This is a genomic window from Clostridium sp. 1001271B_151109_B4 (assembly GCF_015670405.1).
In the GTDB taxonomy this organism is placed as follows: Bacteria; Bacillota; Clostridia; order Clostridiales; family Clostridiaceae; genus Clostridium.
Map to the genome: position 1 here is coordinate 47858 of NZ_JADPBQ010000016.1, position 13018 is coordinate 60875.

11 protein-coding genes and 1 pseudogene are annotated in these 13018 nt (G+C 26.5%); 9 read left to right on the forward strand and 3 right to left on the reverse strand.

Annotation, left to right across the window (positions count from 1 at the left end; all coding sequences use genetic code 11):
* The first annotated feature begins 29 nt into the window (after positions 1-29).
* Positions 30-1991 (forward strand): site-specific DNA-methyltransferase, encoded by a 1962-nt coding sequence (locus I4V63_RS11575; protein WP_196001407.1) that lies wholly within the window; start codon positions 30-32, stop codon positions 1989-1991.
* Positions 1988-4210 (forward strand): DEAD/DEAH box helicase family protein, encoded by a 2223-nt coding sequence (locus I4V63_RS11580; protein ID WP_196001408.1) that lies wholly within the window; start codon positions 1988-1990, stop codon positions 4208-4210. The genes I4V63_RS11575 and I4V63_RS11580 overlap by 4 nt, the downstream gene beginning before the upstream one ends.
* A gap of 65 nt (positions 4211-4275) precedes the next feature.
* Here I4V63_RS11580 and I4V63_RS11585 read toward each other — a convergent pair.
* A pseudogene (locus I4V63_RS11585) lies at positions 4276-4365 on the reverse strand (NAD-dependent protein deacylase); the annotation flags it as partial.
* Between the two features lie 137 nt (positions 4366-4502).
* Here I4V63_RS11585 and def point away from each other — a divergent pair.
* Positions 4503-4967: a peptide deformylase gene (gene def, locus I4V63_RS11590; RefSeq protein ID WP_196001409.1), complete on the forward strand. Its 465-nt coding sequence runs from the start codon at positions 4503-4505 to the stop codon at positions 4965-4967.
* 116 nt (positions 4968-5083) lie between these two features.
* Here the strand turns inward: def and aspD are convergent, their stop codons facing one another.
* Positions 5084-6697: an aspartate 4-decarboxylase gene (aspD, locus tag I4V63_RS11595; protein WP_196001410.1), complete on the reverse strand. Its 1614-nt coding sequence runs from the start codon at positions 6695-6697 to the stop codon at positions 5084-5086.
* A 258-nt stretch (positions 6698-6955) separates the two neighbouring features.
* Positions 6956-7825, reverse strand: a complete 870-nt coding sequence (locus I4V63_RS11600) for a methionyl aminopeptidase (protein WP_196001411.1) — start codon at positions 7823-7825, stop codon at positions 6956-6958.
* A gap of 180 nt (positions 7826-8005) precedes the next feature.
* Between I4V63_RS11600 and I4V63_RS11605 the strand changes: the two genes are divergently transcribed.
* The 6 genes from I4V63_RS11605 to I4V63_RS11630 all read left to right on the forward strand — a co-directional run bounded on the left by I4V63_RS11605 (position 8006) and on the right by I4V63_RS11630 (position 13014).
* Positions 8006-8791 (forward strand): YdcF family protein, encoded by a 786-nt coding sequence (locus I4V63_RS11605; protein WP_196001412.1) that lies wholly within the window; start codon positions 8006-8008, stop codon positions 8789-8791.
* A 72-nt stretch (positions 8792-8863) separates the two neighbouring features.
* A complete protein-coding gene (locus I4V63_RS11610; protein WP_196001413.1) occupies positions 8864-9751 on the forward strand; it encodes an ABC transporter ATP-binding protein in 888 nt (295 codons plus the stop codon).
* Position 9752: 1 nt separating this feature from the next.
* Positions 9753-10568 carry an ABC transporter permease subunit gene (locus I4V63_RS11615; protein WP_196001414.1) on the forward strand — a complete coding sequence of 272 codons (816 nt, stop codon included), beginning with the start codon at positions 9753-9755 and terminating at the stop codon, positions 10566-10568.
* 229 nt (positions 10569-10797) lie between these two features.
* Positions 10798-11670: a nitroreductase family protein gene (locus tag I4V63_RS11620; RefSeq protein WP_196001415.1), complete on the forward strand. Its 873-nt coding sequence runs from the start codon at positions 10798-10800 to the stop codon at positions 11668-11670.
* 113 nt (positions 11671-11783) lie between these two features.
* Entirely contained in the window at positions 11784-11975 is a 192-nt protein-coding gene (locus I4V63_RS11625) for a hypothetical protein (protein ID WP_196001416.1), read from the forward strand.
* A gap of 160 nt (positions 11976-12135) precedes the next feature.
* The gene (locus tag I4V63_RS11630; protein ID WP_196001417.1) at positions 12136-13014 is read left to right on the forward strand and encodes a DUF4097 family beta strand repeat-containing protein; all 879 of its coding nucleotides are present in this window, start codon (positions 12136-12138) and stop codon (positions 13012-13014) included.
* Positions 13015-13018: the final 4 nt, after the last annotated feature.

Sequence of the window (13018 nt, forward strand, 5' to 3'; positions counted from 1 at the left end):
AAAAGTATACAATTAGAGGGGAAAAGAAAATGAGCAATTTAGCAAAACAAAAAAGAGAAAAGATAGAAGGAATATTCAAGCAAATCATTGAAAGTACAACGGATGATAATACTGTCATAGCAATAAAAGAAATAGAAACTGAAATAAATAATAAAAAGTATGGATTATTATGGGAAGAACATTATGAACAAGTTGATTTAGAAATGAAAACAAAAGTTCCAGTATTTTCAGAAGATATAAGTAGAGAAATTGTAAGTCAAGTTGATAAAAAGTTTAATTTTTTATTAGAAGGTGATAATTTACATAGTTTAAAATTATTAGAGAAAACTCATAGAAGAAATATAGATGTAATATATATTGACCCCCCATACAATACTGGAGCAAAAGATTGGAAATATGATAATAATTATGTTGATAAGGAAGATGGCTTTAGACATAGTAAATGGCTAAGTATGATGAATAATAGATTAGTAATAGCAAAAAATTTACTCAAAACAGATGGAGTATTAATTTGTGCCATAGATGAAAATGAATTAGCAACAACTATTCTATTACTCAAAGAAATATTTGGTCCAAATTATAAGGTCGATTGTATAACTATAATACATAATCCAAGAGGTGTACAAGGCAGTAATTTTTCGTATATTCATGAATATGCAATTTTTGTCTACAATAAATCATATAAAGTAATCGGAAATAGAGAACTTGAGCCTGAAGATATAGATTGGTCAAATCTTAGAAATTGGGGAAGTGAATCAGAAAGAAGTGATGCTAAAAATTGTTTTTATCCGATTATAGTAAAAGATGGTGAAATTATTGGTTTTGGAGATGTATTAGATGATAGTGTACATCCACAACAGACGGAGTTTATAGAGGAAGAAGGAAGCTTTTATATATATCCTATAGATATTAATGGAATAGAAAGAAAATGGAGATATGCACGTCAATCAGTAGAATCGATTAAAGATTTGTTACGAGTTAAAGAGAATAATGGCAGATATGAGATTGAGATAGGCAAAAATTTTGCATCCTATAAAACAGTATGGACAGATAAAAAATATGATGCAAATGAGTATGGAACACAACTAGTAAATAGTATGGTAAAAGATAATGATTTTGATTTTCCTAAATCTTTATATAATGTTTATGATTGTTTATATGCAGTTATTAAAGATAAACCTAATGCAATAGTATTAGATTACTTTGCTGGAAGTGGTACAACGGGACATGCTGTAATGCTTATGAATGAGAAATTGGGAGGGGACAGAAAATTTATACTTTGTACGAATAATGCCGTTGGAGAAAAGAAAGAAAAAGAATTTAAAAATGTATATGGTTTAAAACAGGAAAATGAAAGTGAATGGATAGGTTGGGAAGAAAAATATGGTATTGCACGTTCGATTACTTATAAAAGGATTAAAGCTGCGATAAAAGGATATGAACATAGTAAGGATGTTAAAACTATATTATTTGAAAAAAAGCTCACAATTAATGATTTAAAGAGGTCAGAAAAATTACTAGAGAAAGTTAATAAAATAGTTGAAGAAAATAAGAATATGTATACACAAGTGAAATCCATAATTGAAAATGGAAATTTTAAAGTTTTGGGTATAGTAAAAAAAGGAATTAAAGTTAATGGAATGTTGGAAAACTTAAAATATTATAAAACAGAGTACATTGACAAACAAGCATATGATGATGATGGATATGATGTAAAAAGTAAGTTATTAAATCATATTACTGAGATGGTTCAAATTGAGCATGGAGTTAGGATAGATGGCGAAACATATAAAATAATTTTTACAGATGAAGAAATTGATATGTTTACTGCTGATAAAACAAATTTAACAAAATGCAAAAAGGTATATATATCATCACAAGTACTATTAACTAAAGAGCAAGAAGTATTATTTAATGAGTTGGGAATTGATATTATTTTAATACCAGAATATTATTTTAGAAATGAATTGAGAGAGGTAGAGGAGATATGATTGGATTATCAAGAGGGCTATTTAATTTTCAAGAAAACTGTGTAAAATATTTACTTTATTCTTCATTAAATCCTAATGGAAAAATAACACTAGTAAAAGCTCCAACTGGTTCCGGGAAAACTTTAATATTAATAGACTATATAGATAAATATATAGAAAATATAGATTCAAAAGTGGCATTTATATGGCTTTGTCCGGGAAAAGGTAATTTAGAAGAACAAAGCATGAATAAGATGATTAAACATTTACCAAGTAGAATAGCTAAAAACCTATATGAAGTTTTAACTATGGGATTTGAAGAAGGTGATACTGCATTTATAAATTGGGAATTAATAACAAATGTTAGAAATAAAGCTATCACTGAAAGTGAAATGAAAAATTTATTTGAGAGAATAGCAGAAGCTCATAGGAAAGGAATAAACTTTATTGTAATAATAGATGAGGAGCATTCTAACGATACTAAAAAAGCTCAGAATATTATTAATGCATTTGCACCAATATCTGAAATAAGGGTTTCAGCTACTGTTAAAGAGAATAAATTAAGTAATTTTTATGAGATACCTGAAGTTGAAGTGATTGATGCTGGATTAATTTCTAAGGCTATATATATAAATGAGGGAGTAGAAGCTAATATCAATATAGATAGTGAACATGATTATTTAATTGAAATTGCAGATAAAAAAAGAAAAGAAATAGTAAAAAGATATACCGAAGTTGGAAAAAAAATAAAAATAAATCCTTTAATATTAATTCAATTTCCAGATATGTCAGAAGAGTTAATACAATATATTGAAACTAAATTAGAAACTATGGGATATACTTATGAAAATGGATTAGTGTCAAAATGGATGAGTGAAGATAGTGATAAGATAAATAAAGAAGGTATTGAAGAAATGAATGCAACCCCAATATTTTTGCTAATGAAGCAAGCTGTTGCAACAGGATGGGATTGTCCTAGAGCAAAGATTTTAGTTAAATTAAGAGAAAATATGGGAGAAGATTTTACTATACAAACTATTGGAAGAATTAGAAGAATGCCTGAAGCAATTCATTATAATGATGAAGTGTTGGATAATTGTTATTTATATACTTTTGATGAGAAGTATAAGGAAGCTATAAAACAAGAAATAGCAAGTGCATTTGATGTGAAACGTGTTATTTTAAAAGAAAAATGTAAGACATTTACGTTAGAAAAACAACTTAAAAATCTTGATTATGATGGATTAGGTGAAAGGGAAGCTTTCATAAAAATAAATAAATTTTTTACTGATAAATATAATTTAACATCTGATTTAAATAAGAATAAGCTTATTTTAGAATCAGAAGGTTATGATTTTTCGGCAGAACTAAAAAGAGTAGCAAGACAAGGTAAATTTATTAAAACAAGTTCAGTGTTAGATGTAGAAATAGGCTCATTTATTGAAACACGTAGAATGGTAAATACACATAAAAATGGTATAGATTTAATGCATTCAATTGATTCAATAAAATCATCAATAGGAATAAAACATGAAAAGTTAAAGGCTATTTTAGAGAGGTTATTTAGAGAAAATACGTATAAGAAAGATAAATTATTGAATCTTAAATTAAAAGAATTTTATGCATTCATTATAAATAATGAACAAAAATTAAAATGTGATTTTAGAGAAGCAACAAGTCAATTAGGAATTCAAACTTCTTTAGTATTAAATCCTAAAACAAAGCCATTTACTATTCCAGAAGTTGATTTAATCAAATATGATGCTTCTGAAACTGATGTAGTAGAAATGCTTAGCAATGCATATAATGAGTATCCTTCATCAGTTCTTGTTGATGGTATTCGTTCATTACCTGAAAGACTATTTGAAAGATATTGTGAAAGCAATAAAAATGTTGATTGGGTTTATAAAAATGGAGATACTGGACAAGAATATTTTTCAGTTGTCTATGTAGATAGCATACAAAAACAATGGCTATTTTATCCAGATTACATCGTAAAACTTAAAAATGGTGATGTGTGGATTATTGAAACTAAGGGTGGAGAAAAGAAATACGGACAAAGTAAGAATATTGATAGACAGACTGAAAATAAATTTGAAGCGTTTAAACAATATGCTAATAATAAAAATATAAATTGGGGATTTGTCAGAGATAAAAATGAGCAACTTAAAATAAATAATACAAATTATACAGAAAATATGAATGATGAAAATTGGAAACCAATATCAAATGCATTTTAAGTAATATATTTTTAGAATATAAGTAATTATATACTTATATTCTATTTTTTATGTACTTTGTTGCTAGTATCAGTTGACATTCCAGCTCCACCAAAGAAGACTATATTGTTACTTTCTTTTAGCATTTTTGTTAATTTATCTATTTCAGCATTCATAAAATCACCGACCTTTTATAATTTATATTTTTATTATTGCACAAATAAATGTAAAAATAAAATGCATTAATCACTTTTTCATATTTATATTTGTAATGAGTAAAATAAAGTGTAGAAATAAATTAGAGGTGAATAAAATGGCATTAAGACAACTTAGATATGAAGGCGATGAAATTTTAAGGAAAAGATGCAAAAAAGTTGAAGAAGTGGATGATCATATAAGAATGATATTAGATGATATGCTTGATACCCTGCATAATACAGAAGATGGAGCAGCAATTGCAGCACCGCAAGTTGGAATATTAAAAAGACTTGTAGTAATAGATATGGGAACAGGTATAATTAAATTAGTTAATCCTGAGATTATTGAAGAAAAGGGCATTCAAGAATGTGTAGAAGGGTGTTTAAGTATTCCTAATAAATATGGTAATACAATTCGACCTAAGAAAGTCACAATAAAAGCATTAAATGAAAATGGAGAAGAAATAATTTTGACTGGAAGAGGGGAAATGGCAAAGTGTTTTTGTCATGAAATAGATCACTTAGATGGAATTCTTTTTATAGATAAAGTTACTAAATGGCTAAAATTAAAGGATAAATAAAATTATGTAAAAGGGATATTTAAATTAACTTTTTTTATTTTAGCATATGTGTTTTATTTAACTTAACCATCAGAAAAGATGATTACTAGTTTTTTCTGATGGTTAAGTTTTAAAATTTATTTATTAGATTCCCAATGTTGATGTAAAGTATTAAAAATAGATCTTAAAGTTTTGCCAATTTCAAGATAACTTTCATCATTCAAGTTAGCAAGAGAAATTCTTAAACCCCATCTAGAAGATGCAAAGCCATCTCCATTTAATAAAATAATAGAATAATTTTTAGCTAAATCATAAAGGATGTCAAATGGTGTATAATTTTCCTCAATGAACTTAGCAAAATTAATTCCATACTCAATTCTAGCCCAATCTAATATATTTATTTCAGTATAATAAGAAGCATAATGAGGGTTATTAAAAACTTTAAGTTCTAAGCCTTCACATAATAGTTCTTTACGTCTTTTACAAATATCAATAGTAAGGTTCTTATAATTATTTTCTATATCAACTAATGCAAATCCACAGAAAAATGCCATTTGTACTTGTTGTGGTGTTGAAAGACCTGCAGTATGATTTAAAGCAACTTGTCTACTATCAGCAACTAATCTATCTATAAATGATAATTCTTCAGGGTTAGAAGATAAATGACAGTAACGTTTATTTAAAGTATCTTTATGTTTTTCAGGTAGTTCACCTATAAGTTTATTATAAATATTATTTTCGTTTAATATTATTGCACCAAGTCTCCAACCAGTTACACCGAAATATTTTGATAATGAATAAACACCAATAGTATTATAAGGTAAATCACTAATTATAGATTTAAAGTTATTAACAAATGTGCAATAAACATCATCAGTAATAATCATTAAATTAGGATTATATTTAGTTACAATATTTTTTAGAGTATTTCTGCAATGATCATTTAGTGCAATAGATGCAGGATTGTTTGGATTCACTATAAATAGTGCCTTAATATTTTTATCTTTTAATTTATTTAAATCATCTTCACTATACTGGTAAGTAGGAAGACCATTTTCATCAACTTCATTAGCATGAATATTTATTACATCAAAATTGTAATGAGGTAAATGTGGTATTTCTAAATAAGGAGTAAAAATAGGCGTCATAAGAGCTATTTTGTCACCTTTATTCAATAGGTGATTTTTTTCAAGGGAATCAAAGATATAGCACATTGCTGCAGTTCCGCCTTCAACCCCAAAGACATCAAAATTATTTTCAAATTTAATATTACCACATAATTCTTTAAGTAAATATTTATTTACAAGTTTTTCTATATTTACGAGCATCCTATCAGGGACAGGATAATTATCACCTATAATTCCATCAGCCAATTCAAAAATCCATTCATCTTCATTAAATCCAAGATTATTAACTCCATAATCATAAATTTTTTGTATTAAATTAATTCCAGGTAGTGAAGGATTTGCATTAATATATTTTAATAATCTTTTAGCAATGCCGTTTTTTTGAACCATACCAGCTAGAGCATTAATATTTAATGTTCTTTGAGTTTCTAATATTGCAAATTGACCAAAAGTAAAAAAAGCTTGTCTAGGTTCAGCAGCAGTCCAATTTGGATTTCCCCTACCAGCATCTAAGATTGTACTATTATTTAAAGAAGCTAATTTTAATAATTTATCTTTAAATTCAAATGGACTTACAGTTCCATAAATATTTTTTAATTTTTCTTTTGTTAATTCTATATTCATTATGAATGCCTCCTTTCAGGATGTATAAATACTGAAATATTTCTTGCAAGTATTAATTTTATAATAGAATTAGTAAAATTAAAATAGAAAAAATAAGTTTTAGTAATATAATAAAAAAAGTTAAAATAAATATGAAAAAAATAGTAAATTGATATAAAAATATTAGAAATTTATTTAAATTAATAAAAGTAGGAAAATAATTATTATATTATAAATATTTAAGGTATAAAAAAAGGTGCATGTATAAATGCACCTTTTTTAATGAGTTAATACTTCAATTCCAGTTTCTGTTACCAATACTGTATACTCCCATTGCGCTGAAGGATAACCATCTTCAGTTAATGTAGTCCAACCATCATCAGAATCTATAAATATATCTGGTTTTCCCATATTTATCATTGGTTCAATGGTAAATACCATACCAGGAACTAATAACATTCCAGTTCCTTTTTTACCTACATGAGAAACAAAAGGTGTTTCATGGAATTCAAGGCCTATACCATGACCACCAAATTCTCTAACGACAGAGTAGCCATTAGCTTCAGCGTGAGTTTGAACAGCTTCAGCTACATCACCTAAGAATCCCCAAGGTTTTGCAGCAGCTAATCCTTTATCTAAGCATTCTTTTGCTACTCTTACTAATTTCTCTAAATCAGGATGTACTTGACCAATCATAAACATTCTAGAGGCATCTGAAAAATAACCATTATATATAGTAGAAACATCTACATTTATTATATCACCATCTTCTAAAATAACATCTTCACTAGGAATACCATGGCAAACCTCATCATTTAATGATGTACAAACGCTTTTAGGATATCCTTGAAAGTTTAATGGAGCAGGTATTGCACCTTGTGAGACTGTATAGTCATGAACAATAGTATTAATTTCTTCAGTTGACATTCCTGCTTTGATTTTACTGCTCACTAAATCTAAAACTGCAGTATTTATTGCAGCACTTTCTTTGATTTTTTCTATTTGTTCTGGTGTTTTAATAATATTTCTAGGTGGTACTACATGACCTTTTAATTTATAAGAGTATACTTTTTCATCAAAGGCCAAATGACAGTTTTTGTATTTTTTATTGCTACCACACCAACAGTGGTCATTTCTACTTAAGTTCATATCTTTATCTCCTTGTTACTATTTATATATTTTCATTATATTACTTTATTAATAAAAAGGAAAACTATTAATATAAATATATGATATATATATAATTTTATTTAGTTAAAAACTATTTAATTATGTTATAAGTATACTTTATAATATAGTTAGAGAGGAATGAAATGGAAGGTAATAAAAATGAAAAAAAACTTAATTAGAAAAAATAATTTAATATACAAGGCTTTTATGATACTAGGTATAATATTAGTTTTGTATTATTTAGTTTTAAAATTAATGTTTGGATTTATAGCATTTTCTAGTATGTTTTGCATGTTAGGAATAGTTCTACTTATTTATGGATTTATAGAGTTAAGGTTTCAAATAAATATATGGAGTAAGATTCCTAAGATAATAAGAGGTATAGTTACAGTATTATTTATAATTGGATTAGTTTTATTTATAAGTCTAGAAGGTCTTATAATATATAATGGTCATCATGTTGATACTGAAAAGCCGGATTATTTAATGGTATTAGGAGCAGGAGTAAGGGGAACAAAAATTAGTACATCGTTATTATATAGGTTAGAAACAGCATTAGATTTTCATGAGCTATATCCTGATGTAAAGATAATTGTATCTGGTGGCCAAGGTGAAGGTGAAAAGATTAGTGAAGCTAGTGCAATGAGGAACTTTCTTGTTGATAATGGAGTAGATTCAAGTCAAATAATAATGGAAGATAAATCAACTGATACATATGAAAACTTTTTATATACAAAGAAAATATTAGATGAGGAAAGTGAAGTAGAAGCTCCTACAGTTACTATAATATCTAATAATTTTCATATGTTTAGAGCAAAGTTTTTAGCTAAAGAAGTTGGATTTAATGTTTTAGGATATCCAGCACAATCTCATAAAGTGTCAGCAGTAGTATTTTATGTGAGAGAGTTTTTTGGAGTAATAAAGGCTTTTATATTTAGAAGATAATAAGAAAATTGAGAAGATTATATTAAATAAATCTTCTCAATTTTTTATAAAAATTTAAGGGGGAAGTAATAAATGTATATTATTGAAACAAATAATTTATCTAAATCTTATGGTAAAAATAGAGGAATAATGGATGTGAATTTAAAAATAAAGGAAGGTGAAATATTTGGATTTGTAGGGCCGAATGGTGCAGGCAAATCTACTACAATAAGAACTTTGTTAAATTTTATTTTTCCTACAGGGGGAAGTGGAAAAATATTTGGTATGGATATAGTAAAGGAAAGTAAGGATATTAAAAAGCAAATAGGATATGTACCAAGTGAAGTAAAATTTTATGATGAAATAAAGGTTAAAGATATAATTAAATACTCATCTAGTTTTTATGATGGAATTAGCAAGAATGAAGTTGATAAGCTTTATGAGTTACTTGAAGTTGATGTTAACAAAAAGATGTCAGAGCTTTCTTTGGGAAATAAGAAAAAGGTAGCAATAGTACAAGCATTAATTCATAAGCCAAGGCTATTAATATTAGATGAACCTACTAATGGATTGGATCCATTGATTCAAAAGAGGTTATTTCAATTATTAAAAAAGGCAAATAATGAAGGGGCTACAGTATTTTTCTCATCTCATAACTTAGTAGAAATAGAAAATTTTTGTGATAGAGTAGCAGTAATTAAAGAGGGAAAAATCGTTGATACTGTTGTTTTAGAAAAGTTAGCTAAAAAAGCTGCATTAAAGATAGTTTTAAGTTGTGAAAATATGGATGAAGCTTTGATAAGAAAAATTGGAGGAGAAGTTCTTTCAAATGATAATGATGAATTTATTTTCTTTTATAGAGATGATATAAATAGTTTAGTTAAAAAGCTTTCGTCGTATAAGATAGATAAATTATTAATTAGTGAACAAACACTAGAAGATACATTTATGAACTATTATGAAAGCAAGGGGGATATATAATATGAATATTTTTAAGTTTGAATTTAAAAGGCTATTAAAGGGAAATATCATTTGGGCTTTAGTGTGTAGTGTTTTAATTATAATGTTTATGCTATTCTTTCCAAGTATGAAGGAGATGGGAATGCAAGAGTTAGTAGGGGCAAAATTAGAAGCTTTACCAGAAGCTTTTCTGGAAGCATTTAATATAAGTGGATCTACTGATTTTAGTAATATTTCTGATTTTTCTGCTTATGTGCTTCAATATATAGTAATGGCAGGTGGAATATATGCAGCAATACTTGGCGTATCATCTTTAGCAAAAGAAGAAAGTGAAGGCACTATTGAATTTTTATATTCTAAACCTGTTACAAGAAACAAAATAGTTACAGCAAAGATTTTAGCTAATGCATTTATACTTTTTATATTTATAATTATAGTTTGTATTATAACTATAATGTCATCTATAATCGTTAAACCAGATGATGCAAAATTTGTATCAGTGTTTAGAGATATAAAGGATATTTATTTAGGAATGGCTTTAATTTCATATATATTTATGACAATAGGTTTTTTAATATCAGTTTTTGTAAAGTCTGCAAAGAAAGCTACATCAATAGCATTAGGAATGTTTTTTGCAAGCTATGTATTAGGAATATTTTCAAAGCTTCAAGATAGATTAAGTGGATTTATATATTTATCACCATTTGATTATGCGGCTCCATCAAATGTAATAAAAAACGGATTTGAAGAAAAGTATATTATTATAGGGGGATGTATAATGATTATATCAATTGTTGGAACTTATATAATATACAATAAAAAAGATTATAATATATAACAATGATCATAATTCAATTTGAGAAAAAATAAATAAGCATGTTTTAGTTAATTAGAATTTGATAAATTCAATTTTAGATAAATATTTAAGGAAATACCACCAGTTATAAATTTAAAATGGTGGTATTTTTAATAATATGGAAAGTAAATGAATAAAAATATTGATAAATATTAATATTAACTATATGAAAATTTTTTTGTTATAAATTATATTAAAGGGGGTAGACGGTATGAGTAGTGAGTTCATATTTAATGAAGATATAAACAAAATAATAACTAAAAGAAAATCAGTTAGAACATATAAGCATGAAGAGTTAACAGATGAAATATTAAATAAACTTAATGAATATATTAAATCTTTAAGTGGACCTTTTGATGAAAAGGTAATATTTAAAATACTTGATTCTAAAGAACATATTAATGGAGCTAAGCTTGGAACATATGGAATAATAAAAGGTGCAACAAAATTCATTGCAGCAAAGATAAAGGAAGGGGAATTTGCATTAGAAGAATTAGGATATGAAATGGAATCATTAATTTTATATGCAACATCTTTAGGATTAGGCACTTGTTGGATTGGAGGAACTTTTAAAAAAGGACAATTTGCTAAGGCAATGGAAGTTGAGTCTGGAGAAATTTTACCTATAATATCTCCAATAGGATATGAAAATGAAAATAAAAGCTTTGTAGAAAAAACAATGAGGAGATTTTCGAATCCTGCTCATAGAAAGCCATGGAATAAAATCTTCTTCTTTAGGGATTTTTCATGTCCTTTAACTGAGCATGCTACTTTAGATGGATTCAAAGATGCATTAGAAAATGTAAGATTGGCTCCATCAGCGTTAAATAAGCAACCTTGGAGAATAGTAAAGCATGGAGATGATTTTCACTTTTTTATTTCTAAGGATAAAGAGGAAGCTAAAGAAGGATATGATATTAATAAAATAGATTTAGGAATTGCAATGTGTCACTTTGATTTGACTTGTAAAGAGCTTGGAATAAATGGAGGATTTAAAGTAATTGATCCTAAAATTGAAGAAGTACCAAAGCATTATAAGTATATTATTACTTGGATTAAAGAAGAGCAAAATGGGCGAATATGAGAAATTAACTATAAGTATAGTTAAAAATACTTTTAGTGTATGTAAATAAGTAATTTGGATAAAATAACGTTAGAGTTAATTATATAGTTTATATACATTGGAGGTTATTAATTATGGCTTTTGAAAAATTAGAGAACAAAATTAATAAAATTAATAAAAAGATTAAGCAAGGAAGATTATCTCAAGAGATTGCTGATGAAATTAGTAATGTAATTAATGAAGTAGAAGAGCTAGGCGATGAAGCAAAAGATAAATTTAAAAGTGCAGTAGACGATATGAAAAAATCATTAAAAAAAATGAAGTAGTAAAGGAGCGTATGAGTGTATGCTCCTTTATTTTTAATATATTCTTTGATTTATAAGTAATAATTATGAAGTAAATTCCAATATAAGAATATATTAATAAATATTTTGGGATATGTTAATATATTAATTAAGTAAAAGTAAATAATATGTGGGGTGTGTAATGAATAAAAAAAGTGAAATTATAACTGCTGTATTAGTAGTTATAGTTGTAATTGGGGCATTAATATTTGCTAACGCAAAAGGAACGTTAAATAAGAGCAAAAGTATAGTTGATGAAAAAGATATTATTACTTCGAGAGATAGTATAGTTAAAGAGTTTATACCAAGTGATGATTTTATTAAATTTAATATAGATGCACCTAATGCGTCTTTAGAGATTATAAAAACCAATGAAAAGAAAATAAAGATTCAATGTACTAATAATGATAATAGCAAATATAAAATAAAGCAAAAAGGTAATGATATAATAATTGAGAAAAAAGAAAAATTAAAATTACTTAAATGGAATATTAAAGGAGATAATATAAAAATAGAAATACCAAGTACGCTAATAGCAAGTGTTGATGCAGATACTTCTAATGGAGCAATAATTTTAAATGGTATTGAAGCAAATAATATTGATATGGATTCAAGTAATGGAGAAATAATTATAGAAAATGTTAATACTAAAGAAGATATAAAAATTGAAACATCTAATGGTGGAATTGAAGTTACAAATGTATCAGCAGAAAATATTACGTTGGATTCAAGTAATTCACAGGCCGTATTAAATAATATAAATGGAAAAGAAATAAATGTAGATACATCAAATGCAGAAATTAATGTAAAAGAATGTAGAGGTGACAAAGTTGTACTAGATACTTCTAATGGAGAGATAGAAGTATATGAATGCTATGCGAATAATATAAAGTTAGATACATCAAATGCAGAAATAACATTAGAAAATTTAAAAGATAAAGAGTTTGTAATAGATAATTTAGAGGTAAGTACAAGCAATGCTAGTGAAAATATTAATGCAAATTATAATAATAAAAAGTAAGTAA

Coding starts and splice junctions, on each gene's coding strand:
- I4V63_RS11605 (WP_196001412.1), top strand. CDS start 8,006: ATGAAAAAAAACTTAATTAGAAAAAATAATTTAATATACAAGGCTTTT.
- aspD (WP_196001410.1), bottom strand. CDS start 6,697: ATGAATATAGAATTAACAAAAGAAAAATTAAAAAATATTTATGGAACT.
- I4V63_RS11625 (WP_196001416.1), top strand. CDS start 11,784: ATGGCTTTTGAAAAATTAGAGAACAAAATTAATAAAATTAATAAAAAG.
- I4V63_RS11610 (WP_196001413.1), top strand. CDS start 8,864: ATGTATATTATTGAAACAAATAATTTATCTAAATCTTATGGTAAAAAT.
- I4V63_RS11630 (WP_196001417.1), top strand. CDS start 12,136: ATGAATAAAAAAAGTGAAATTATAACTGCTGTATTAGTAGTTATAGTT.
- I4V63_RS11580 (WP_196001408.1), top strand. CDS start 1,988: ATGATTGGATTATCAAGAGGGCTATTTAATTTTCAAGAAAACTGTGTA.
- I4V63_RS11620 (WP_196001415.1), top strand. CDS start 10,798: ATGAGTAGTGAGTTCATATTTAATGAAGATATAAACAAAATAATAACT.
- def (WP_196001409.1), top strand. CDS start 4,503: ATGGCATTAAGACAACTTAGATATGAAGGCGATGAAATTTTAAGGAAA.
- I4V63_RS11575 (WP_196001407.1), top strand. CDS start 30: ATGAGCAATTTAGCAAAACAAAAAAGAGAAAAGATAGAAGGAATATTC.
- I4V63_RS11615 (WP_196001414.1), top strand. CDS start 9,753: ATGAATATTTTTAAGTTTGAATTTAAAAGGCTATTAAAGGGAAATATC.
- I4V63_RS11600 (WP_196001411.1), bottom strand. CDS start 7,825: ATGAACTTAAGTAGAAATGACCACTGTTGGTGTGGTAGCAATAAAAAA.